General features: G+C 43.4%; 21 protein-coding genes. 2 read left to right on the top strand and 19 right to left on the bottom strand.

Annotated features, from left to right (window positions below):
• Positions 1 to 13 precede the first annotated feature (13 nt).
• The 10 genes from bamB to trmJ form a co-directional block, all read right to left on the bottom strand.
• A complete protein-coding gene (gene bamB / locus GPUN_RS01185) occupies positions 14 to 1,249 on the bottom strand; it encodes an outer membrane protein assembly factor BamB (RefSeq protein ID WP_006002612.1) in 1,236 nt (411 codons plus the stop codon).
• Positions 1,239 to 1,874 (bottom strand): YfgM family protein, encoded by a 636-nt coding sequence (locus tag GPUN_RS01180; protein WP_006002611.1) that lies wholly within the window; start codon positions 1,872 to 1,874, stop codon positions 1,239 to 1,241. The genes bamB and GPUN_RS01180 overlap by 11 nt, the downstream gene beginning before the upstream one ends.
• 87 nt (positions 1,875 to 1,961) lie before the next feature.
• Positions 1,962 to 3,233: a histidine--tRNA ligase gene (hisS, locus tag GPUN_RS01175; protein ID WP_081483873.1), complete on the bottom strand. Its 1,272-nt coding sequence runs from the start codon at positions 3,231 to 3,233 to the stop codon at positions 1,962 to 1,964.
• A gap of 95 nt (positions 3,234 to 3,328) precedes the next feature.
• The gene (gene ispG / locus GPUN_RS01170) at positions 3,329 to 4,468 is read right to left on the bottom strand and encodes a flavodoxin-dependent (E)-4-hydroxy-3-methylbut-2-enyl-diphosphate synthase (protein WP_006002609.1); all 1,140 of its coding nucleotides are present in this window, start codon (positions 4,466 to 4,468) and stop codon (positions 3,329 to 3,331) included.
• 2 nt (positions 4,469 to 4,470) lie between these two features.
• Positions 4,471 to 5,580, bottom strand: a complete 1,110-nt coding sequence (locus GPUN_RS01165) for a RodZ domain-containing protein (RefSeq protein ID WP_006002608.1) — start codon at positions 5,578 to 5,580, stop codon at positions 4,471 to 4,473.
• A gap of 1 nt (position 5,581) precedes the next feature.
• The gene (pilW, locus tag GPUN_RS01160) at positions 5,582 to 6,721 is read right to left on the bottom strand and encodes a type IV pilus biogenesis/stability protein PilW (RefSeq protein WP_006002607.1); all 1,140 of its coding nucleotides are present in this window, start codon (positions 6,719 to 6,721) and stop codon (positions 5,582 to 5,584) included.
• A gap of 50 nt (positions 6,722 to 6,771) precedes the next feature.
• Positions 6,772 to 7,938, bottom strand: coding sequence for a dual-specificity RNA methyltransferase RlmN (gene rlmN / locus GPUN_RS01155; RefSeq protein ID WP_006002606.1), 1,167 nt, complete (start codon positions 7,936 to 7,938; stop codon positions 6,772 to 6,774).
• A gap of 129 nt (positions 7,939 to 8,067) precedes the next feature.
• Positions 8,068 to 8,499, bottom strand: coding sequence for a nucleoside-diphosphate kinase (gene ndk, locus GPUN_RS01150; protein ID WP_006002605.1), 432 nt, complete (start codon positions 8,497 to 8,499; stop codon positions 8,068 to 8,070).
• Positions 8,500 to 8,733: 234 nt separating this feature from the next.
• Complete coding sequence (locus GPUN_RS01145) at positions 8,734 to 9,957, bottom strand: IscS subfamily cysteine desulfurase (protein WP_006002603.1); 1,224 nt, start codon at positions 9,955 to 9,957, stop codon at positions 8,734 to 8,736.
• A gap of 172 nt (positions 9,958 to 10,129) precedes the next feature.
• Positions 10,130 to 10,873, bottom strand: a complete 744-nt coding sequence (gene trmJ, locus GPUN_RS01140; RefSeq protein ID WP_006002601.1) for a tRNA (cytosine(32)/uridine(32)-2'-O)-methyltransferase TrmJ — start codon at positions 10,871 to 10,873, stop codon at positions 10,130 to 10,132.
• 269 nt (positions 10,874 to 11,142) lie between these two features.
• Here trmJ and suhB point away from each other — a divergent pair, with 269 nt between their 5' ends.
• The gene (gene suhB, locus GPUN_RS01135) at positions 11,143 to 11,940 is read left to right on the top strand and encodes an inositol-1-monophosphatase (RefSeq protein WP_006002598.1); all 798 of its coding nucleotides are present in this window, start codon (positions 11,143 to 11,145) and stop codon (positions 11,938 to 11,940) included.
• A 98-nt stretch (positions 11,941 to 12,038) separates the two neighbouring features.
• Here suhB and GPUN_RS01130 read toward each other — a convergent pair whose 3' ends face one another.
• The 9 genes from GPUN_RS01130 to queA all read right to left on the bottom strand — a co-directional run bounded on the left by GPUN_RS01130 (position 12,039) and on the right by queA (position 20,724).
• Positions 12,039 to 12,599 carry a YceI family protein gene (locus GPUN_RS01130; protein ID WP_006002596.1) on the bottom strand — a complete coding sequence of 187 codons (561 nt, stop codon included), beginning with the start codon at positions 12,597 to 12,599 and terminating at the stop codon, positions 12,039 to 12,041.
• Positions 12,596 to 13,171, bottom strand: coding sequence for a cytochrome b (locus GPUN_RS01125; protein WP_238528927.1), 576 nt, complete (start codon positions 13,169 to 13,171; stop codon positions 12,596 to 12,598). The genes GPUN_RS01130 and GPUN_RS01125 overlap by 4 nt, the downstream gene beginning before the upstream one ends.
• 19 nt (positions 13,172 to 13,190) lie before the next feature.
• The gene (locus tag GPUN_RS01120; protein WP_006002591.1) at positions 13,191 to 13,820 is read right to left on the bottom strand and encodes a YceI family protein; all 630 of its coding nucleotides are present in this window, start codon (positions 13,818 to 13,820) and stop codon (positions 13,191 to 13,193) included.
• A gap of 31 nt (positions 13,821 to 13,851) precedes the next feature.
• A complete protein-coding gene (locus tag GPUN_RS01115) occupies positions 13,852 to 14,589 on the bottom strand; it encodes a tellurite resistance TerB family protein (protein WP_006002589.1) in 738 nt (245 codons plus the stop codon).
• A 176-nt stretch (positions 14,590 to 14,765) separates the two neighbouring features.
• Positions 14,766 to 15,710: a protein translocase subunit SecF gene (gene secF / locus GPUN_RS01110; protein WP_006002587.1), complete on the bottom strand. Its 945-nt coding sequence runs from the start codon at positions 15,708 to 15,710 to the stop codon at positions 14,766 to 14,768.
• A gap of 11 nt (positions 15,711 to 15,721) precedes the next feature.
• A complete protein-coding gene (gene secD / locus GPUN_RS01105; RefSeq protein WP_006002585.1) occupies positions 15,722 to 17,566 on the bottom strand; it encodes a protein translocase subunit SecD in 1,845 nt (614 codons plus the stop codon).
• Positions 17,567 to 17,631: 65 nt separating this feature from the next.
• Positions 17,632 to 17,970 carry a preprotein translocase subunit YajC gene (yajC, locus tag GPUN_RS01100; protein ID WP_006002583.1) on the bottom strand — a complete coding sequence of 113 codons (339 nt, stop codon included), beginning with the start codon at positions 17,968 to 17,970 and terminating at the stop codon, positions 17,632 to 17,634.
• A 94-nt stretch (positions 17,971 to 18,064) separates the two neighbouring features.
• Positions 18,065 to 19,177, bottom strand: coding sequence for a tRNA guanosine(34) transglycosylase Tgt (gene tgt, locus GPUN_RS01095; RefSeq protein ID WP_006002582.1), 1,113 nt, complete (start codon positions 19,175 to 19,177; stop codon positions 18,065 to 18,067).
• Positions 19,178 to 19,665: 488 nt separating this feature from the next.
• A complete protein-coding gene (gene queA / locus GPUN_RS01090; protein ID WP_006002579.1) occupies positions 19,666 to 20,724 on the bottom strand; it encodes a tRNA preQ1(34) S-adenosylmethionine ribosyltransferase-isomerase QueA in 1,059 nt (352 codons plus the stop codon).
• A 236-nt stretch (positions 20,725 to 20,960) separates the two neighbouring features.
• Here queA and GPUN_RS01085 point away from each other — a divergent pair, with 236 nt between their 5' ends.
• Complete coding sequence (locus GPUN_RS01085) at positions 20,961 to 22,025, top strand: ion channel (protein ID WP_006002576.1); 1,065 nt, start codon at positions 20,961 to 20,963, stop codon at positions 22,023 to 22,025.
• Positions 22,026 to 22,036: the final 11 nt, after the last annotated feature.

The raw sequence follows: 22,036 nt of genomic DNA, 5'->3' as shown, positions 1-22,036 counted from the left end.
CACATTAATTAGATTATTCGGGCGTACTAAGCACACTAATTTCGCCGTCTCGGGTTTGCACAACAAGCAATCCGTCTATAAAAACAGGCTCATTGTATATAGCCTCGTTTTCTCCCCTTCCCACTTCTATGCGCGACACGTACTTTCCTTCGTCTTGCGTAAAGTAGTGCAAATAGCCGAATTTGTCGCCTACAGCAATGTAATCGCCCACGGGGGTAGCAGCGGTTAAATTTCTTCTTCTTAGCTCGCCATTAGACCAAAGCTCTACACCGTTGCGTCTGTCAATTGCATAAATACTGCTGTTGTTGTCTGTCACAAACAAGCGATTCCCATCGATAGACACATTGCGAAAAGAAGCGTATTCGCGCGTCCATATCACATTTCCAGAACGCAGCTCAATCGCGGCTAGTGAACCCCCATAGGATACCAGAAACACGGTGCCGCCAAAAACAAGCGGCTTAGAATCTATGTCAACTATGCGGTCAAGTTCAGTTGCGCCGGTGGGCTTAGCCACTTCCGATTCCCAAGCGGTTAGGCCGGTGTCAATGATACTGACTCTTACACGACCGTTAGCTAAACCAACAATAGCGCCACCAGCGGAGGCAGTTGGCGCCGATATACCTCTTAGCGTAAGGGGAGGAACATCAGAGTCATTTTGCCATTTTACTTCACCGGTAAGCGCATCTAGGCCCATTAATGAACCAGAAACAGTGTTAACAACGATTATGTTTGCGTCTGCAGCCGGTGCAGCTATCACTTCACTTGGTACATTCGTCTGCCAATTTATACTACCATCGGCCTCGTTTAATGAATAAACAACGCCGTCTTCAGTGCCAAAATAAATTGCATTGTAGGCCGCGGTTAAACCACCCGAGATTTTAGCAGATACCGAACCTGCAAATAAGCCATAGCCATTGCTAAAAGAGCTTTTGGTACTCTTACGGCTAATATCACGCGACCAAATGCGCTTACCCGTGTCAGGGTTAAGGGCAACAATTTCGCCCTGCCTGTCGGCGGCAAAAATTTTGCCGTAAGCCACTGCTGGGGTTAATCTTGAGAAAAATTTTTCTACGCCATCACCTACCGATTCAGACCATACAACTTCGGTTTCAAACGCCATGGTTATTTCCGGTAACTGCCTAATTTCTTTTTCTTCATCGTCGTCAAGCCAGCCACCTATGGTAGCGCAGCCGCTTATGCTCATGCCAAGTATAAGCGTAGTTGATAGCTTTAGAAATTTATTCAACATTGCCACCTATTTCTTGCGTTTTTGCAAATGCAATATTATCTCGCTTCATTTTTAAAGTAGGGTTGTTTGGCATTTGCGCCATTGCTATTGTGTAGGCATTTTGTGCGCCATCAAAATCGCCCATAGCTAACAAGGTATCGCCTCTTAACTCTTCGACTTGATTCTCAAAAGACGTTGATTCAAGCGAATTTAGCACCGCCAATGCTTCATCCTTTTCGTTCATTTGAAGATGCACGTTAGCTAAACGTATACGCGCAATATCGGCAATAGTTGAGTCTTGGCTAATGGCAGTTTTCAAATGCATTTTGGCATTTTCGTAATCTTCATCTTGCACTGCTCTTTGTGCCAGTATCATGGCAGCAAGTGGTGCGTAGCCTGTGTCACTTTTCTCAGCCACAAACGCCGCAAGGCCTTCTTTGTTGCCGTCATCTACGAAGCTTTCTAAGCTAGCATTATACGCTGCAGAAGCCTCTTCCTTCGCAATTACTTGTGAATCGTTATAGAAACGCCAGCCCCACAGTAAACCCAAACCAATGATCGCGCCAGCAATAATCGCCATACCATTGTCTTTCCAGAATTGCTTTATGGCCTGTACCTGCTGCTCTTCGGTTTCGTACCCTATCATTTTTATTGTTTCCTTATTTCAGATCTCAAAACATCGCGTTGATTTGTTTCAATATTTATTAATATGACTGTCGTTTAACCTCGTTGGCTAGTGAATGTCTGCCAGTAATGCTAATAATGTTTTTTCATTTACTTGGTTTTGAGGGCTTTCTTTACGTAACCACTTAATCCCAAAGGTATTCTCTTTGACTTCATTTTCACCAATAACGATGGCAACTTTCGCCCCGCTTGCATCAGCTTTTTTTAGTTGTTTTTTAAAGTTTCCACCGCCGCAGTGCAGCTGGACCTTTAAGTACGAAAACTGGTCGCGCAAATTCTCAGCCAGGCGCAATGCAATTAACGATGCATCAGCCCCTATTGCCGTCACGTAAACGTCGGCATGATTAACCATTGGCTCTAGCTGGGTAGACTCGATTAATAAAACCAATCGCTCAATACCCATCGCAAACCCTACGGCGGGAGTCGCTTTTGCGCCAAGCTGTTCCACTAAGCCGTCGTAGCGACCGCCTGCACAAACAGTACCTTGGGCTCCTAAAACATCGCTTACCCATTCGAAAACAGTACGATTATAATAATCGAGACCGCGCACTAAGGCTGGATTAACGTGGTATTTGATGCCTAAAGCGTCTAATCGTTCACATAAACTCATAAAATGTTGATGTGACTCTGGATCTAAATGATCAATAAGCTTAGGTGCATTTGCCACTATAGCCTGCGTATTTTTGTCTTTAGAGTCCAACACGCGCAGTACGTTGGTGTGCAGTCTTCGCTTGCTGTCTTCATCGAGTTGATCTACATGCTGACTTAAGTAGTCACTTAGTAGCGCTCGGTAATCGCTGCGCGCTTGAGCATTGCCTAAGGAGTTAATTTGCAGCGCTACTTTGTCACTTATACCAAATGACTTCCACAACCGAGCCCCTAGCAATATCATTTCTGCGTCTATATCAGGACCTTCAAAACCGAAAGCCTCCATACCTAACTGATGAAACTGCCTGTATCGACCTTTTTGTGGGCGCTCGTGCCTAAACATAGGGCCCATATACCACAGGCGCTGCTGCTGATTGTACAGCAAGCCATGCTGAGTACCTGCGCGCACGGCGCATGCGGTGCCTTCTGGGCGTAACGCTAAACTGTCGCCATTGCGATCTTCAAAAACATACATTTCTTTTTCGACAATGTCGGTAGCTTCCCCCACAGAGCGTTTGAATAAATCGGTGCTTTCTACAATAGGGGTACGAATTTCTTGATAATGGTAGCTATTGGCTAAGTCACGGATACGCGCTTCAACAAACTGCCAAACAGGTGTTTGTGAAGGTAAGCAGTCATTCATACCACGAATTGCTTGAATAGTTTTAGACACTGATTACTCGCGTTACTGATAAAGCGCAATAGTATAAGGATTTTGGTACGTGGGGTAAAGAAATTAAGCGCGCAAAGCACACTTATAGTAAGCTTTTATGCATCCCCATTTGACACCAAAACATCAATTCTATTTTTTTCATCAAGCATTGCTGTTTTTGCGGCAACTTTTGCGCGGATTTTTTGCTCAAGTTTATCCACTAACTGATCGTTTGAAAAACGCTCGCGTTGACGAATACCATCCTCATAAAACCCGCTCATATTGCGCGCACCCGTTAGGCCTATATCGGAAATCTCAGCCTCACCAGGGCCATTTACTACGCATCCTATGATAGACACGTCTAAAGGCATTATAATGTCCTCTAATCTTTGTTCAAGCGCATTCACGGTGCTTATTACATCAAACTCTTGCCTTGAACAGCTAGGACAGGCAATCAGATTAATGCCTCGGGCACGTATACGCAGCGATTTGAGAATATCAAAGCCCACTTTAATTTCTTCGACCGGGTCTGCGGCCAATGACACACGAATAGTATCGCCTATGCCTTCAGCTAGCAGCATACCTAAACCGACCGCGCTTTTGACAGAACCCGAACGCAGCCCACCTGCTTCTGTAATACCCAAATGCAAAGGCTGACTTATCTGTTTAGCCAGCAGCCTGTAAGCCCCTACCGCGAGAAATACATCAGAAGCCTTGACCGAAACTTTAAATTGGTCAAAGTTTAATTTATCGAGAATATCAACATGGCGCATAGCAGACTCTAATAATGCCTGCGGTGTAGGTTCACCATACTTTTCTTGTAAATCACGCTCTAGAGAGCCGCCGTTTACGCCAATTCGAATAGGGATATTATAGAAGCGGGCGCAGGCTACGACGCTCTTAACACGCTCAATATTACCAATATTGCCAGGGTTAATGCGCAGACAGTCTGCGCCATACTCCGCTACCTTAAGCGCTATTCGGTAGTCAAAGTGAATATCGGCCACTAAGGGAATACTCACTTGCTGCTTAATCAGCTTAAATGCTTCAGCCGCGTCCATAGTAGGCACCGACACTCGAACAATGTCAGCGCCAACGGCTTGGATTCTGTTGATTTGCGCAACGGTTGCAGCAACGTCAAGCGTTTCGGTGTTAGTCATTGACTGCACCGCAATGGGTGCACCATCACCAACCGGCACACTGCCAACGTTAATACGAGTAGATGGACGACGCTTTATGGGAGATTCTGAAAACATTCCTAGCTCTCAACTGTTAAAGTAAAATTAGCCGCTTGACCCGAGGGGTATACGGACATGTCGATGGCTTTCCCGCCAAAATCGATATCCACATTGTCAGGTGTACATAAAATTATCTCAATGGGCGCTAAACCTGACACTTCCATTACGCGCCCCTGCTTTTTGATACCAATAGCAATTGTTTCATTGTTTACATCTTTTACGCTCACCCAACAGTCTGTTTTGAAGGTGAACGCCATATTTATGCTGCCATCAGCGTTCATACGCACGCCATTCACCACCTTTGCAGACGTTGCAGGGCTTATGTTAACAATGTTAGGTACAGCAGTTTGAAACTGCTGGTTAGCTTCATTGTCTGTTTGGTCTGTTTGGTCTGTTTGCTCTAACACCTCAGCGTTAGCGTCGAGGCCTTGCTCTGAGTCTTCATTTTCGCTTAAATTGGTAATGATAGATGCGCTGTTGTCAATGTCTTCTTCTAGGATTTCCGGTCCGGTGTTTAAGCGGGCAATGTCTTGTTGTTCTAAGTTTAAGCCAAGCACACTCTCTTTTTTGCCAATACTATCAGTTTCAGAAGAACTTGTGCTTGCCCCATCCTCAGACTGTTCACTCTCACTAAACAATTTATCAAGTGTTTCTGATACAAAACGTTGCGAAGTCGTAAGAGAGTCTGATTGCTGCGCCCACCAGCCAATGACAGACCCTAACACTAATAGAGCCACCACAACAGTAACCATATTCCATTTATGATCATCGGCTTCGCGTGACACTCTTTTAGAAAAACTCTGTAACTTAGCGGGCTGATTACTACGCGAATGAATTCTCTCGTAAGCATCAAGCAAGGGCTGTACTTCTAGATAAACCAATTTTGCATACAAGCGCACGTAGCCTTTACTAAATATCAGTGAAACGCCCGGCTCTAAAGCATCATTTTCAACTGCCTTAACACTGTTTGGACGAAGATGAAGCCTGTCTGCTACTTGCTGCTGGGTCAAACCCAAGTCTTCACGTGCTTTTTTTAACTGTTTGCCTGGACTATTTTCGTAATCAACACTTTGGGTCTCTGCGTTAACCGATGACGATGTTTGTTGTAATTTTTTGTCTTCATCACTCATTTTAAATTGGTTCCTTTACCCACAACTTAGTGCCTATTCGGATCGAAGATGCATCTTCTAAGTTATTCCATTCTAGCAGTTTTCTTATCTTCACGTTATATTTCAGCGAAATGCGATATAAATTTTCTTTTGCCTGAACAATATGAAACTGTCTTAGTTGCGTAGCTACTGCGTCTGGAATATCTACAGCGGGTATTTGCGTCATCTGTGTCGATTCAGATGCCAAGTTACTCTCATTCTGACTAGCCGGATTCGCAGCATTACTGGTCGCAATGTCATCCATGGTAATGGTAGAACTGGCGGGTATGTCGCCCACTTGGGAACGCGCATTATTGTCCGGTCTAATTTTTTGTGTAATGGCCATATTAGCTTGAAACTTACCAATATGTTCCAATGCTTTTGCTGTATTTGGATAAGACGGATACAGCGTTCTTAATAGTTCAGAGTATTCTACCGCTGCGCGAACATCATTTTGTCCTTGCGCGACTTGAAATGACAGCCACAAAGACTCTTTGGAAACACCCGCGCTTCGCTCATACTTAAATAGTGACCTTTTTGCAGCGTCAAACTGACTTGTTTGCATATATAACTGCGACACAAAGAGCAGGCTTGAAGCGCGCGTGGGCTGATGATTAAGCGCACTGTCAAAGTATGCAATTGCCTCTTCTATTTTCCCTTGGGTTTGTGCACATATGGCTAAATTCTCATAGGTTTGAGCCGTTGATACATACCGTTTATCGTCTACGGCTCTCAAAAAATATCGCTTTGCCTGCTCGTAGTCGCCCTGCTTACACAAAAAAGCCCCGTAGCTGTTTAATACATCGGGGTCGTTATTAGAATAATCTATCGCTTGCTTATAATACTCTTGCGCGCGCGTAACTTCGTCTACCTGCTGGTAATAAAACGCCATGGCAAAGTTTGCTTGCCCCGAGAGAGGATCGAACTCTAAGGCTCTGTCTAAGTTAAATTTTGCTTGACTGAAACTGCCATTTTTTAAATACGTTAAGCCTAAGCTTACCCGTGTTTTGGCCGCTTCCACTTTATCAAAATCACCCGCTCCTTTAAATCTCTTATCGGCGGGTTGAGACCCACAAGCACTTAATATAAGCACTACTGCGACTACACATATTTTCTTCAACATAAGACCTTCGCCTTTAGCTCCTCACTATTGAAAATATAGTGCAGGCCTGATTACTGGGTTACTCTGACCGATATTGGTTTGCCTTGCATTTGCTTCTTTAATAGGCGCTTTGTTCTATCCACCACGTCGCCTACTAACTGTCCGCAGGCAGCATCAATATCATCACCTCTGGTTTTTCTGACTACGGTGGTAAAACCATAGCTCATTAGTACTTTAGAAAAGCGATCTATTCTAGAATTGCTAGAGCAGGTATAAGGCGAACCAGGGTAAGGATTAAACGGAATTAAATTAATCTTACTTGGCGTATCTTGTAACACTCTGGCTAGTGCATGAGCCTGGTCTGTGCTGTCGTTAACACCATTAAGCATTACATACTCCACCGTTACTCTACCCTGATTAGCTTTTGACTTAGCTAAATAACGCCTAACGGCCGCCAAAAACTCTTCAATAGGGTACTTTTTGTTCACCGGCACTAATTCATCGCGCAGTTCATTGTCTGCTGCGTGCAAGGATATCGCCAATGCCACATCTATTTGATCACCCAGCATGTCTAGGGCAGGCACAACGCCCGAAGTTGACAAGGTCACACGGCGTTTAGATAAACCAAACCCGAAATCGTCAAGCATTATGTCCATCGCGGGCACGACATTTTTTAAATTCAGTAACGGCTCTCCCATGCCCATCATGACGACATTTGTAATAGGACGTTTTGATGTATCTTTTGACAAGCCAATAAAAGTCGCCACTCGCCATACTTGGCCAATAATTTCCGCTACCGACAAATTGCGATTGAAGCCTTGCTGCGCGGTAGAGCAAAACGTGCATTCAAGCGCACAGCCCACTTGCGAAGACACACATAAAGTAGCGCGATCGGTTTCGGGGATCCATACTGTTTCTACTTCTTGCCCGCCATCGAGCATTATAGCAAACTTGATGGTACCGTCTGAGGCTTGCTGATGCTCAGATATTTCAGGAGCACGCACTTCGCATAGGGCAATGAGCTTTGCACGTAAATCTTTATTTAAATTGGTCATTTTGGTGAAGTCGCATTGGCCTTCTTGATAAATCCACTTCATCAACTGCTCTGTTCTGAAAGGTTTCTCACCAATGCTCGACAAGTACTCGCGTAAACCATTGCGGTTAAAGTTAAGTAAATTGACTTTTTTTGTCTGCGCGGCAGTTTTATCCTGCGCAGCCCCTTCTACGATAACCGACATGTAACACCTATCTAAACAAATATTTATATATAACGATGACCCTACTGTATGTGAGTCGACTCAATTTTAAGTTCACTTTTGATGAAAAAAGGGAGCAATTGCTCCCTTTTTCCCAAAATGTACTCATGCTTAGCGTGTGCGTGGGCAAATCTCTTCATCAGAGAAGAAATACGCTATCTCACGCGCCGCTGATTCTGGCGCATCTGAACCGTGAACTGCATTCTCATCAATTGATGCAGCGTAATCAGACCGCAAAGTGCCTGCGGCAGCATCGCTTGGGTTAGTTGCACCCATTATTTCCCGATTGCTAAGAACTGCATTTTCGCCTTCTAAGACTTGCACCATAACCGGACCTGAAGTCATAAAGTCCACTAAAGCACCAAAAAATGGACGTTCTTTGTGTTCAGCATAAAAGCCTTCGGCTTTATCTTTGCTCAAATGAAGCATTTTCGACGCAACTATTCGTAAGCCTGCTGATTCGAAGCGATTATATATTGCGCCTATTGCATTTTTAGCAACTGCGTCTGGTTTAATTATCGAAAAAGTTCGTTCTAAAGCCATGTTTTTTTTCCTACTTATTCAAATTTTTTGTGTGTATTTTATTACAAACGCTTGCGCTAAATATGTTCTTATATAACGTTCTTCGACGAAATAACGCATATCTTATTTGGCAATGCGCTCAACAAAGTCGTATTAGTGCACATAATTATATGCAAATACACTATAAAACACTAATCTAATTTTGATTAATGTTGCTCCAACACATGGTTGATGTGCTTTATGGGTACTAAAGACTTAATGATGAACCCAATCAACGGTATTCAAATCGACGCCGTCTTTGAACATGTCCCATAAAGGTGAGATCTCTCTTAGTTTGTCAATTTTGCTTAAAATTACATCAATAACATAGTCTATTTCTGCTTCTGTAGTGAAGCGGCCTAAACTAAAACGAATAGAGCTGTGCGCTAGTTCATCAGTTAAGCCTAGCGCGCGCAGAACGTATGATGACTCTAAACTGGCTGATGTACAGGCTGAACCTGATGAAACCGCCATGTCTTTAAGCGCCATAATTAGGGATTCGCCTTCAACATAGTTGAAACTAACGTTAAGGTTATGCGCTATACGCTGCTCTAAGTCTCCGTTAAGATATACTTCTTCCATATTTTTAATGCCGTTCCACAATTTGTTGCGCAACATAAGAATACGGGCACTTTCAGTTGCCATTTCTTCTTTAGCTATTCTGAACGCTTCCCCCATTCCCACGATTTGGTGCGTGGCTAAGGTACCTGAGCGCATACCTCTTTCATGACCACCGCCGTGCATTTGCGCTTCAACTCTAACGCGTGGTTTGCGCGATACATACAACGCGCCTATACCTTTGGGGCCATACGTTTTATGCGCCGAAAAAGACATTAAATCAACTTTCATGGTCTGTAAATCAATTGGGATTTTACCTGTGCTTTGGGCTGCGTCTACGTGAAAGATAATTTTGCGTGAACGGCATATCTCGCCAATGGCCGCAATATCTTGAATCACGCCTATCTCATTGTTTACGTGCATAATAGAAACTAAGACAGTGTCATCACGCATGGCAGATTGAAGTTCGTCTAAATCGACTATACCATTTGCCTTTGGCAGCATATAGCTTACTTCAAAACCTTCACGCTCTAGCTGGCGTGTACTATCAAGCACAGCTTTGTGTTCAGTTTTTAGGGTAATAATGTGCTTACCGCGTTTTTTATAAAACGCGGCAGCACCCTTAATAGCGAGGTTGTTTGATTCAGTTGCGCCTGATGTAAACACAATCTCGCGTGGGTCAGCGTTAACAAGCGCTGCAATGTTATTACGTGCGATGTCTACTGCTTCCTCTGCTACCCAACCGAACTTGTGTGATCTTGACGCCGGATTGCCAAAGTTACCTTCAAGTGACAAACACTCTCTCATCGCGTCAGCGACACGCGGGTCAACTGGCGTAGTAGATGAATAATCTAGATAAATAGGTAGGGTTAATTCACTCATCTTTTACTCCGCTTATAGCTGCATACTAATTTCAATGTTATTTGAATTAGATATAGCAGTTTAATCTTGTCTGCCCGGGACTTTTTGAATGAAGGCTATTTTATATACTTGACTGTTTTAGTCAAGTACTGTTTAAACCCTCATAGCTAAATCAAACGACACCTGTTGATGCTTAGTCCTTCTTTGATTCACTAACGGTTTTGTCAACCGCAGAGAGCATACCGCGCAAAATCGCAAGCTCTTGCGACTCTAAACGGGTGCGTGTAAACATGCGCCTCACTTTTGACATAATAACACCGGGGTGCTTTGAACGGATAAAGCCGGCTTTAGCAAACGTTGATTCAAAATGTACATAAAACTTTTCTAATTCTTTGCTTAGTGGATACGGGTTTTCAAGTGCCTCGCGCTCTATATATGGCGCGCGCTGAAGCGCAATATGATGCTGACGAATCTCATAGCACAGCGTTTGCACCGCAGCTGCTAAGTTCAATGAGCTATATTCAGGATTAGCGTCTATGCATACATGAAAGTTACACTGCTGTAATTCTTCATTTGACAGCCCGTTGTTTTCTCTGCCAAATACCAAAGCAACAGGGTAATTAGCCGCTTCAGTAATTAATTTATCGCCGCACTCGCGTGAATCTAGCATAGGCCAAGACAAAGTGCGTGAACGTGCAGATGTGCCTACCACTAAACCGCAGTCTGCGATGGCTTCTTGTAAAGTATTCACAATAGTAGCGTTGGCTAAAATATCGGTAGCGCCAGCGGCCAAAGCACTTGCTTTACTGTCGGGTTTGGTAACTGGGTCAACCAAGTATAAATTCTTCAAACCCATGGTCTTCATGGCCCGGGCAGCCGATCCAATATTACCAGTATGAGAGGTATTAACGAGTACAATTCTAATGGCGTCAAGCATGATAAATCCTACAAACCAGTTATATTATGCTGTAATTAATGTGGCGTATATTGAGCGAGTTAACTCAACTCTTACACAATACAATACGCACGAACAGCGGGTATTTTAACAGCAATATTGTAGCACACAGAAAAGCGATTGCGACGATTTGAAAGCTATCTTTAGCCAGAGCTTCTAAGTTTTATTTACAGTCAATTGAGCCTAGGGCTAAGTTCTGCTAGACTACGCGACGATTTCAACTATGTTCTTTTTACAATTTGGTGGGTACTATGCATCCTATGCTTAATATTGCTGTGCGCGCGGCGCGTGCGGCGGGAAATGTGATAACGCGCGGTTATGAAAACCGCAGCGATTTAGAAATTCAGTCAAAAGGCGCTCACGATTTTGTGACTAAAATCGATAAAGAAGCCGAATTAACCATTATTAGCAAAATTCAGCAATCGTTTCCAGATCACTCTTTTATAGGCGAAGAGGGCGGCAACATAAAAGGCAATAGCGACTTCACATGGATTATTGACCCACTAGATGGTACTAGCAATTTCATCACGGGTATTCCTCACTTTGCTGTTTCTATTGCCTTAATGTTTAAAGGCAGACTTGACCAAGCGGTTATATTCGACCCTATCAGAGGTGAATTATTCACCGCAACTAAAGGCAGTGGCGCGCAGTTAAATGGCTACCGTTTGCGCTGCACCAAAGCAAAAGATTTATCTAATACTCTACTGGCCACGGCCATTCCCTTTAGAAACAAATCAAATCTTGAAGACGATTTAGCAAAATTTGCTAAAGTCTTTAAAGACTGTGGCGACATTAGACGCTCAGGCTCAGCGGCACTCGATTTGGCCTATGTAGCCGCCGGTCGCTATGATGGCTACTGGGAAAAGGGTCTTAAGGCCTGGGATATGGCAGCGGGCGCACTATTAGTGAAAGAATCTGGCGGTTTAGTAACTGATTATGCGGGTAACAACGACCCACTTTATACTGAAATGGCAACGCCAAGCAGTGCTAACGGTTTGGTAGCAGGCAACCCGCGCGTAGTACAAAGCATTGTGAAGCGCTTACAATAGCAACGCTCGTTTAAAAAAAGACTAGGCGCTTATAATACAACAAGCGCTTGGTCCAATCATTAAACGTTTTCATCAAGCCCATTCCTCGCCATGTTTAACTACTGGGTTTCTAAATCTAATATCATCATTATGTCTTGACCAACCCATTCTGCCTCTGGGTCAGAATCATAGCCAATGCGATAGTCTAAGCGGTTGATGGCAAAGTTAGCGCTAAGTTTATTACCTGTTTGCTTCAAAAAGAAGGTTTGTGTTTTGCTAAACCCTCTTAAGGTAAGCTGACCGCTCACCTTAAAGCCGCCGTCTATCATTTCAACCGAGTCACTAACAAAGCTTCCTTGAGGATGATTTTTCACATCAAACCAATCCCCCTCTAACAGAGCAGTGTCGTAAGTAAAGTCACCGGTTTTGGCAGAACGTAGGTCAAACGAAGCAGTAATACTGGGATTACTGTGAGGAGGTAGGACTAAATCTGCCTGCCACTTTTCAAATACGCCGCTAAACTTCATACCTACGTGCTCGCCTGAAAAACCTACCTTGCTGCCCTTGTTATCGACTGTATAAGTGTTTAATGCGTACACCGACGCGCTCACGATGCACAAAGCTACGAATAAGCCCGCATATCGCAATCTTGTCAACTTGCCCACCAGAGCATTCATCATTGTTTTGACCACCACATTCTTTTCAGTAAGTTAATTTTATGTTTTTTCTTGTGCCATACGACCGCCGAAATATGGCCCAATATTAACGTTGCCAAGCTTATGGCTGTTATCCAATGTACGTTATTTGCGATTGTTTCAATGGCTTTGTTACGGGCAACACCAGGAACATGAGGCCAATTTATCCAGTCAACAAATACCAAAGTGGGCAAGCCAAAGGGGCTGGCCGACACCATTAACCAGCCCGACAGCGGCATAGTAATAAGCGCTATATATAAAGCAGTGTGCCCAAGCTTGGCCTGCAGATTTTCTGTTGGCGTGAGTGCGTCTAATGCTGCTGGTGCTTTGGTAAATATTCTTACGCCAATACGCAATAATATTGCCCATAGCATAATAACACCCGACGCTTTATGAATTTGGAATAGCCGGAATTGATCGGCTCTAGATATATCGGCATATACCATGTACAGGCCGCTAGCAAACATAAACATTAAGCCTAAAACAATTGACCAATGCAGCAATATACTTAAGCTATGGTAGCGATTGCCTTGACCCGCACCTGACATTAGACTCATACTATTGCATCACCGCGTGCTATTGAGTTTTTGCAAACTCGCCTTCAATCATCACTTTTACTTCGTCGCCTATATTGGGCACAAACTTCGACATGCCCCAGTCGGAACGTTTAATAGTCGTGGTGGCTGAAAACCCCATTGTTGGTTTGCCGCTAAAGGGCTGGCGTTCCATTGCACCGTTGAAAATAACATCTAACGTTACCGGCTTTGAAACACCTAAAAAGCGCAGATCGCCTTGCATAAGTGCGGTTTTTTCGCCCGTCATTTCAATTGACGTCGACGCAAAATCTATACTGGCGAATTTTGGCGCATTAAACCAGTCTTCATCTGTTGCCAGAATTTGATCAAAGTCTTTCTCATCTGCATTAGGGTAAGCGGTTTGAATAGACATTGGGTTAATAGTTGCAACGACCCGACTGGCCTCAATATTATTGGGCTTATAGTCAATGCTTGCATCAAAATCGGCAAAGCGCGCCACATAATTAGTTAAACCCAAATGAGACACTTTCCAGATAACCGACGCATGACTCAGATCTAAGGTGTATTCACCTTCAGGCATATTGTTAAAGGGGCTTTTCGCAAATACCCAGGACACACAGCCCGCCAATGTAATTACAACTACTGCAACTGATATTTTTATAAATTTCATACTAATAGGCTCCTAATTAACGCGTGAATGTTTAATAGTTTTGAATTTGCTGTTGTATCGACGCAGTCAAATCAGACGGAATACACAGCTGATTTGCCAATGCCTGTAAATACGCTTGCGAATCTTGATGCTCTAAATCTAAAGCGGTTGCGCTAGCCGCATAAACCTCAATACCGGTTTGTGCGTTAGGTACCTGAGATACTAGACTGGCTAAATCGAGGGGCTTTCTAAGCTCGTCAAACAATGTGGCTTTTTCTTCTACGCTAAGGTCCATTGAATCAACTTGGGCAAAAATACGCTGACGCTCGTCGTTATCAATGTGCCCATCGCAGTGAGCAGCAGTAATCATCGCGCGCATTAATAGCATTTGTCCGTTAGGGTTGTTATCGTCTACCACTTCTTCAAACTGCTTCTGCTGTATTCTAGCGGGCGCAAAATCAAACTGAGCGCCTTTATGGGCAACGTGATGCTGCTCTTGATTAAAGGTTTGCGGCATACTCTGCGTTTGGTTATTGGCTAAGGCTTGTGGCTCCTGCTGCGGACTAGTTGTTTGTTGAGCACTTTGATTCTTGGCCGAGTAATTTTGATATGCTTTCCAAGCTAAACCCCCTACTGCAGCTAAAGCACCTACTTTAAGCACTGAGCCACCAACTTTACGGCCTTTTTTACTGGCGATCATACTGGTTAGTCCGCCGCCGGCAACACCGCCCATAAAACCGCTCAATGCGCCTGAGCTAGTTAAGCCGCCAATCATCTTTTTTAAGTCCATCCGTCACTCCAAAAATTATTATTATTAATGTTGACAACAGTTATACGAAAAGATTACATAAACTGGCTCAGATTGTTTATGAAATTTTTCATATCAGGGTTTTAAGGGGATTTGAAAAGATAAAACCCCAATAATTATTCATTATTGGGGTTTTCATTGGACGTGATTAGACTGTGTTAGATAGACTCTAAATCTTCGCCTTCCTTTTCAACTTCTTCGGGTATTAAATCTTCTTTGCTGACGCCTAAGGCTAAGGCAACGGCGCTTGCGATATACACAGACGAATATGTCCCTATAAATACACCAAACAATAGTGCTGTTGCGAAGCCGTGTATTAATTCACCCCCTTTATAAAAAAGCGCAACCAGTACTAGGATGGTAGTTAATGAAGTAATAATAGTGCGGTTAAGGGTTTGGGTAAGTGAAATATTCACTATTTCTAGCGGTGTTCCCTTGCGGATTTTTCTGAAATTCTCCCGAATTCTGTCCGATACCACAATGGTGTCGTTGAGTGAGTAACCTATTACCGCCAACAACGCCGCCAAGACAGTCAAATCAAACTCTAATTTGAAAATAGAGAACATCCCCAAGGTAATAAGCACATCGTGCAAAAGCGCCGATACCGAACCAAGCGCAAACCGGTATTCAAAACGCATTGCTACGTATAACAATATGCATATTAGCGCCACCAGCATTGCTAAGCCCCCTTGTTCGGTGAGTTCTTCACCAATACTTGGACCAACAAAACTGATACTTTGCACCAAAACGGTGGCATTTTTTGCGCTTAATGCCTCAACCACCATGCCGCCAATTTCATCCTTAGGTAAATCATCTCGTGGAGCAATTCTGATTAGTACATCTTGGCTACTGCCAAAGTTTTGTACAATCGCCTCCGGAAAGTTGGCGTCTGCTAAATCGGTTCTCACTTGCGTTAAATTAGCGCCGTCCGGGTAGGCCACCTGAATTTCTGTTCCGCCAGTAAAGTCTAAACCCCAGTTTAATTGATTGACCGCAAGTGAGGCGACTGAAGCAAATATTAATAGGGTTGAAAAAATTAAGGCGGGCAACCTAAATCTCATGAAGTCAACGGGCTTATCTAATCTCAACAGTTGAAATTTCATCTGCTACCTCCTTAAATCATTAGCGACTTGACGCGTTTACCGCCCCAAATCATGTTAACTATTACGCGCGATACAATAATGGCAGTAAACATCGATGTTGCAATGCCTATCATTAGTGTAATCGAGAAGCCTTTTATAGGGCCCGTTCCTACTGCAAACAAAATCATGCCTGCAATGAAAGTGGTAATATTGGCGTCTAAAATAGTTGAAAACGCATTGTCATAGCCAAAGTGAATAGCCTGTTGTGGGCTTCTGCCTTCACGGATTTCTTCTCGTATTCGTTCAAATATTAACACGTTAGCGTCAACCGCCATACCAACGGTTAATACGATACCCGCCATACCGGGAAGCGTTAACGTTGCACCAGGTATCATCGACATAATGCCCACGATCATGATCAGGTTTACCACTAGTCCAATATTGGCGACCAGACCAAACGCCCTATAGTAAATGAGCATAAAGGCAAGCACCGCAATTAAGCCGTATATAATTGCCTGCATGCCTAGTTTGACGTTTTCAGCGCCTAGGCTTGGCCCTACCGTACGCTCTTCCACAATTTGAATAGGCGCTATTAGCGCTCCTGCACGTAATAGCAAGCTTAAATCTCTTGCTTCTTTCGCGTTATCGATACCGGTAATTCTAAACGAGTTACCTAAGCGAGCCTGAATAGTCGCTACGTTTATGACTTCTTCATGCTTCTCAAAAATAAGTTTGTCTTCACTGTCGCGCTCACCTGTAGACTTGTATTCAATAAATACAGTGGCCATAGGCTTGCCAATGTTGTCTTTGGTGGCATTTGACATTTTACTGCCGCCTTTAGAATCAAGCGAAATGTTTACCTGCGGGAAGCCATTTTCGTCGGTGCTACTGTTAGCGTCAATAATGTGGCTGCCCTGAAGCATAACTTGTTTACGCAGTAAAATAGGCTGGCCGTTGCGATCGAAGTTTAGCTGCGAGGAAGCTGGAATACGTCCATTTACTGCATCGCGTACGTCATTAGTTTGATCAACTAGCCTAAAATCAAGGGTGGCGGTGGCGTTTAGAATTTCTCTGGCAAGGGTAGAGTCCTGTATGCCGGGAAGCTGAACAACTATGCGCTCTGATCCTTGTTTTTGTACCAAGGGCTCTGCTACGCCTAATTGATTTACACGGCTGCGAATAATAGTAATATTTTGCTTAACCGCATAGTCTTTAATCTCCGATAGGCGGGCGTCGGTGAAGCTTGCACGAAGAGTTAGCGCATCGCGTTCACTAAACAGCATGTTGCGATAGTTATTACGTAAGAAAAATTGAGCGTCCTCAAGGACCTGCGGATCTCTAAAAGAAATCTCGATAAAATCGCCAGCTTGACTCACCGCACGGTAACGCAGGCTTTCTTGGCGAAGCTGTGTTTGGAAGTCGTCAATGGTGTCTTCAAATGCCTTACTGACCGCACTCTTCATATCCACTTCCATTAAAAAATGTATACCGCCGCGCAAATCAAGGCCGAGTTTCATGGGCGCTGCGTTTAGCGCTTCTAGCCAATCAGGCGTATCGGGCGCTAAATTCATTGCGACTATGAAATTGTCGCTAAATGCATCGTGTAAATGCTCGCGCGCAAGAAGTTGAGTGTCTGAGTCATTTAACCTAACTAGTAGTTGGTCATTTTTAAATTCAACCGCTTTGAAGGCAATATTTGCTTCGCGCATGCTCGCTTCAACGTCGGCGATCATTTGCGGGCTAACAGTGGAGGTTTTGCCTGACGAAATTTGCACAGCATGATCTTCGCCATATAAGTTCGGCAAGGCATATAGCGTACACATACTTAGCACGAAAACAACTAACACGTATTTCCAAATAGGATTTTGGTTTAACACAATTACTTCCTACATGCCTTGCATACCGCGCCCGCAGTGACGAGCAGCGAAATGCCGGCTTTATTTTATATTGACTTCATAGTGCCTTTTGGCAATACCGCACTAATCGCTGATTTTTGAACAACGATTTGATTAGCTTCATTTAATGAAATTTCAATAAAATCCTTGTCATCTGCAACTTTAGTCACTTTACCCACAATACCGCCTTGGGTTAACACTTCATCGCCCTTGCCAATTGAAGAGATTAAGTTTTTATGCTCTTTTACGCGCTTAGCCTGCGGACGATATAAAAGAAAATAAAAGATTAAACCAAAAACGGCTAACATTATTAGCATTTCGTAGCCGGGCCCGTCTGATCCGCCGCCCGCTGCTTGGGCGTGTGCGTTAGAGATGAAAAAACTCATGTTTGCTTTCCTTATGTAAATTTAAAATTTTTGTTATTTGGGTATTATTTTCAACGATAACCTTGTTGTAAGTACTTGCAACAAGGCGCGTTAATTATAAATCGGGGACATCCATCCCTTTTTGCGCATAAAACAGCTCAACAAATTCTGTTAATGCATTTTCACTAATGGCGGTGCGTAAGCCTTCCATAACCACCTGATAATAGCGCAGGTTGTGAATGGTATTAAGACGCGCGCCTAGTATCTCATTACACTTGTCTAAGTGATGTAAATATGACCGAGAATAGTTTTTACAAGTGTAACAATCACATTTCTCGTCTAAAGGTTTGATGTCTGTTTTATGCCGAGCGTTACGTATTTTAACCACACCATCATGTACAAATAGGTGACCATTTCGCGCGTTGCGAGTGGGCATAACACAGTCAAACATATCAATACCACGGCGAACCGCTTCTACTATATCTTCAGGTTTACCGACTCCCATCAAATAACGGGGCTTGTTAGCGGGAATTTGCGGCGCGGTGTGTTTAACAATGCGCATCATGTCTTCTTTTGGCTCACCTACTGACAGTCCGCCGATGGCGTAGCCGTCAAAGCCAATTTCTTCTAGGCCGCTGAGAGAAACATCGCGCAAATCTTCAAACATACCGCCTTGTACTATGCCAAATAAAGCTGAAGGATTATCGCTGTGAGCTTCTTTAGAGCGCTTTGCCCAGCGTAATGATAGCTCCATAGAGCGTTGCGCCTCATCCTTTGTGGCAGGAAAAGGCGTACACTCGTCAAATATCATGACAATATCAGAGCCTAAATCACGCTGAACATGCATAGATTTTTCAGGCGTAAGCAATATTTTTTCACCGTTGATGGGCGAACGAAAGGTCACGCCTTCTTCATTTATCTTACTCATGGCACCTAAAGAGAATACTTGAAAGCCGCCTGAATCAGTTAAGATAGGCTTATTCCAATGCATAAAGTCGTGCAGGTCGCCGTGGTCTTTGATAATGCCGGTGCCAGGGCGAAGCATCAGATGAAAGGTATTGCCTAAGCAAATATGTGCACCCGTTTCGGTGAGTTCTTCAGGAGTCATGCCCTTTACTGTGCCGTATGTACCCACTGGCATAAAAGCAGGTGTTTCAACCACACCACGCTCAAATATTAATTGACCGCGTCTGGCAAGGCCGTCTGTATTAAGTAGAGAAAACTTCATTCACGATCTGCTGTGTTATGGGCTAAATGTTAATCGTACATTAACTAAATATTTCCGATTAAAATTAGCTTGATTCAAAAATTTTCGCGATTATAGCAAACTTAGTGATGAAAATAATACCCCATTACAAAAACCAGTCAGTATTCGTAAATTTAAAAAAGCGGCCGGCGAGATTTGTAGTTGGCGCTTTTAGCCATACAAGCCTCGCAGCAAGCAAGCACCTTATCGCAGCACAGGCATGTATCTAATCAACATCGATAATAGAACGTCACCTTTGAAAGTGGTAACGGTCTGACCACATCCGCTGTCCATTTATTGGTATCGCTGAACAATAATAATGGTTGATGATTATTATGCCCAAAATATGAACACATATTTTAAGACGCCTGTTGAACAAGCGCTAAACATGAACGTAAGAAGGAAATTACTAGACGCTTGCCAGTGACGGCATAGTCTAGCTTGAATTTTTTTATATAAGTTTCGTGTAATCAGGCCTTTGTTTGAGCACCCTCAATAAACATGGCGTCACCATAACTAAAGAATCGATACTCTTGTTCAATCGCTTCGCTATAAGCCTTCATAACACCGTCGCGACTCGCAAAAGCACTAATGAGCATCATCAGGGTAGACTGGGGCAAATGAAAGTTGGTTAACATACAGTCAACTACTTTGAATTCAAAGCCAGGGTAGATGAATATGCTGGTATCAGACAAAAAACTCTCGATAAGACTATCAGACGCTTGTTGCGCAGCCGATTCAAGCGATCTTACCGAGGTAGTGCCTACCGCAATAACGCGTTTACCATTAGCCTTGGTTTGCTTGACTAAATTAGCCACTTCTGGGGTGACCTCAGCAAACTCCGCATGCATTTGATGGTCTTCAATATTCTCCACGCGTACAGGCAAGAAGGTGCCAGCTCCCACATGCAGGGTAACAAATGCGGTATTTACACCCTTGTCTTTAAGTGTTTGTAAAATTGCCTCGTCAAAATGCAGGCCCGCTGTAGGCGCGGCAACTGCACCTGGTTTTTCGTTATACACCGTTTGGTAACGCTCTTTGTCGGCAGCTTCATCAGGTCGATCTATATAAGGTGGCAGTGGCATGTGGCCATGCTGTTCTAACAATTCGAAAATTGTTTGAGGACTTTTTGGGTTTACCTCAAATTGAATGTGAAATAAGGCATCTTGACGACCCAACACTTGCACCTTTATATCACCTTCTAAGGTTAATACCGCACCTACTTTGGGAGACTTACTGGATCTTATGTGCGCAAGAGCGGTACTGTCGTTAAGAACACGCTCTAGCATTATCTCTATTTTACCGCCACTTTGCTTATGTCCAAACAGCCTTGCAGGTATGACTCTGGTGTTATTAAACACAAGTAAGTCGCCTGGCTCAACTAGGTCAACAATGTCAATAAAAAGCCCATGGCGAACCTCGCTAGTGGCGCCATTTAACCTAAGCATGCGAGAGGCCGTGCGCTGGGCGCTTGGATATTTTGCAATTAGTTTTTCGGGTAGTTCAAAATCAAAATCAGTTAGTTTCATAAAATAATCAAGTCAGTGTTATCGCTAGTGTATCGGGTTGGGTTTTTCACCATTGTGAATGTGGCGGACTGTTTGCTCATTAGCTTGAGTTTACACCACTGTTTAGGTCTATTAACGCTACATTTATTACTCGCTTAGGCGCTATCACAATAAATAAACGTTAATCGCTTGTATTTAGTTTAAAAGTTTCTCACACTTACGCCCATTATGTTCAAAGCCAAGCCAAAAGATTATTTATGCAAACGTGGATCAAAGTCAGAAAAATAATGACGCAGTACTTTTCTAATTTGCGTTGGTATGTAGTTGTATTAATGATGGTGTTTTATTCACTAAGTAGCTATGCCCTACTTTTTATAGCAGGCGAAGAGGGTTTACTCAATATACACGACTTTGTATATTGGTTAGTAATAACGAGTTCAACCGTAGGCTATGGCGACATGTCCCCCAGCACCGCGGCGGGTAAATGGATAGTCGCCCTATATATAATACCTATGGGGCTGTCTATCTTTGCCTTAGTGCTTGGCAGGGCAGCAAATTTTGTAAGTAAGCAATGGCAAAAAGGAGCACGAGGTTTGAATGCGTTAAATGTAAGTAACCATATTTTAGTAATTGGTTGGAATGGTAAACGAACAGAGCAGCTTATAAAGCTGCTGCTGATTGAGAAAGAAAATTCCATCGAAAAACCGGAAATAGTGCTGTGTGTAAGAGCCGATATTACCAACCCTTATCCTTCTTTAATCGACTTTGTGCACGTTGAATCGTTTAATAAAGACGAAGATATGGACAAGGCCTGCGTACAAACCGCGGCCACTATATTAATTGATAACCCGCATGATGACATGACCATGACCACCGCTTTATATTGTTCTCAGCGCAATAAAAAAGCCCATAAAGTGGCATATTTTGACGACGAAAGCCTGGTTAAACTGCTGCAACAGCACTGTCCAGAAATAGAATGCACGCCTAGCGTAGCGGTTGAAATGTTGGCTAAGTCGGCGTTTGACCCGGGTTCAAGTCTTTTGCATCACGATTTATTAGACGTATATGAAGGCCAGGCGCAATTTTCAGCCACTATTGCGCAAAACGTTGATGCCATTAGCGTTAAAAACCTGTTTTATCAGTTAAAGCATAAATACGATGCCATTTTTATTGGCGTTGCAAGCAATCATGACATTCTTAAAATTGTCGTAAATCCTCCTCTTACCGCACAGCTATTGCCGGGTGATAAAATTTTTTATATCGCTGAAAACCGCATAAATAACATCGATTGGACAAAATTTAGCGACGCTGATTTACTATAGCTTGTATTCAA

The organism is Glaciecola punicea ACAM 611, assembly GCF_000252165.1.
Taxonomy (GTDB): domain Bacteria; phylum Pseudomonadota; class Gammaproteobacteria; order Enterobacterales; family Alteromonadaceae; genus Glaciecola; species Glaciecola punicea.
This window is presented reverse-complemented; position numbering and strand designations above follow the sequence as displayed.

What these genes read in the sequence shown, in the direction of transcription:
- ispG (WP_006002609.1), bottom strand. Translation starts at nt 4,468, where the DNA reads ATGTTTTCAGAATCTCCCATAAAGCGTCGTCCATCTACTCGTATTAAC.
- suhB (WP_006002598.1), top strand. Translation starts at nt 11,143, where the DNA reads ATGCATCCTATGCTTAATATTGCTGTGCGCGCGGCGCGTGCGGCGGGA.
- GPUN_RS01180 (WP_006002611.1), bottom strand. Translation starts at nt 1,874, where the DNA reads ATGATAGGGTACGAAACCGAAGAGCAGCAGGTACAGGCCATAAAGCAA.
- queA (WP_006002579.1), bottom strand. Translation starts at nt 20,724, where the DNA reads ATGAAACTAACTGATTTTGATTTTGAACTACCCGAAAAACTAATTGCA.
- GPUN_RS01125 (WP_238528927.1), bottom strand. Translation starts at nt 13,171, where the DNA reads ATGAGTCTAATGTCAGGTGCGGGTCAAGGCAATCGCTACCATAGCTTA.
- bamB (WP_006002612.1), bottom strand. Translation starts at nt 1,249, where the DNA reads ATGTTGAATAAATTTCTAAAGCTATCAACTACGCTTATACTTGGCATG.
- ndk (WP_006002605.1), bottom strand. Translation starts at nt 8,499, where the DNA reads ATGGCTTTAGAACGAACTTTTTCGATAATTAAACCAGACGCAGTTGCT.
- tgt (WP_006002582.1), bottom strand. Translation starts at nt 19,177, where the DNA reads ATGAAGTTTTCTCTACTTAATACAGACGGCCTTGCCAGACGCGGTCAA.
- secF (WP_006002587.1), bottom strand. Translation starts at nt 15,710, where the DNA reads ATGAAATTTCAACTGTTGAGATTAGATAAGCCCGTTGACTTCATGAGA.
- yajC (WP_006002583.1), bottom strand. Translation starts at nt 17,970, where the DNA reads ATGAGTTTTTTCATCTCTAACGCACACGCCCAAGCAGCGGGCGGCGGA.
- GPUN_RS01165 (WP_006002608.1), bottom strand. Translation starts at nt 5,580, where the DNA reads ATGAGTGATGAAGACAAAAAATTACAACAAACATCGTCATCGGTTAAC.
- GPUN_RS01120 (WP_006002591.1), bottom strand. Translation starts at nt 13,820, where the DNA reads ATGAAATTTATAAAAATATCAGTTGCAGTAGTTGTAATTACATTGGCG.
- pilW (WP_006002607.1), bottom strand. Translation starts at nt 6,721, where the DNA reads ATGTTGAAGAAAATATGTGTAGTCGCAGTAGTGCTTATATTAAGTGCT.
- trmJ (WP_006002601.1), bottom strand. Translation starts at nt 10,873, where the DNA reads ATGCTTGACGCCATTAGAATTGTACTCGTTAATACCTCTCATACTGGT.
- GPUN_RS01085 (WP_006002576.1), top strand. Translation starts at nt 20,961, where the DNA reads ATGCAAACGTGGATCAAAGTCAGAAAAATAATGACGCAGTACTTTTCT.
- GPUN_RS01130 (WP_006002596.1), bottom strand. Translation starts at nt 12,599, where the DNA reads ATGATGAATGCTCTGGTGGGCAAGTTGACAAGATTGCGATATGCGGGC.
- rlmN (WP_006002606.1), bottom strand. Translation starts at nt 7,938, where the DNA reads ATGTCGGTTATCGTAGAAGGGGCTGCGCAGGATAAAACTGCCGCGCAG.
- GPUN_RS01145 (WP_006002603.1), bottom strand. Translation starts at nt 9,957, where the DNA reads ATGAGTGAATTAACCCTACCTATTTATCTAGATTATTCATCTACTACG.
- GPUN_RS01115 (WP_006002589.1), bottom strand. Translation starts at nt 14,589, where the DNA reads ATGGACTTAAAAAAGATGATTGGCGGCTTAACTAGCTCAGGCGCATTG.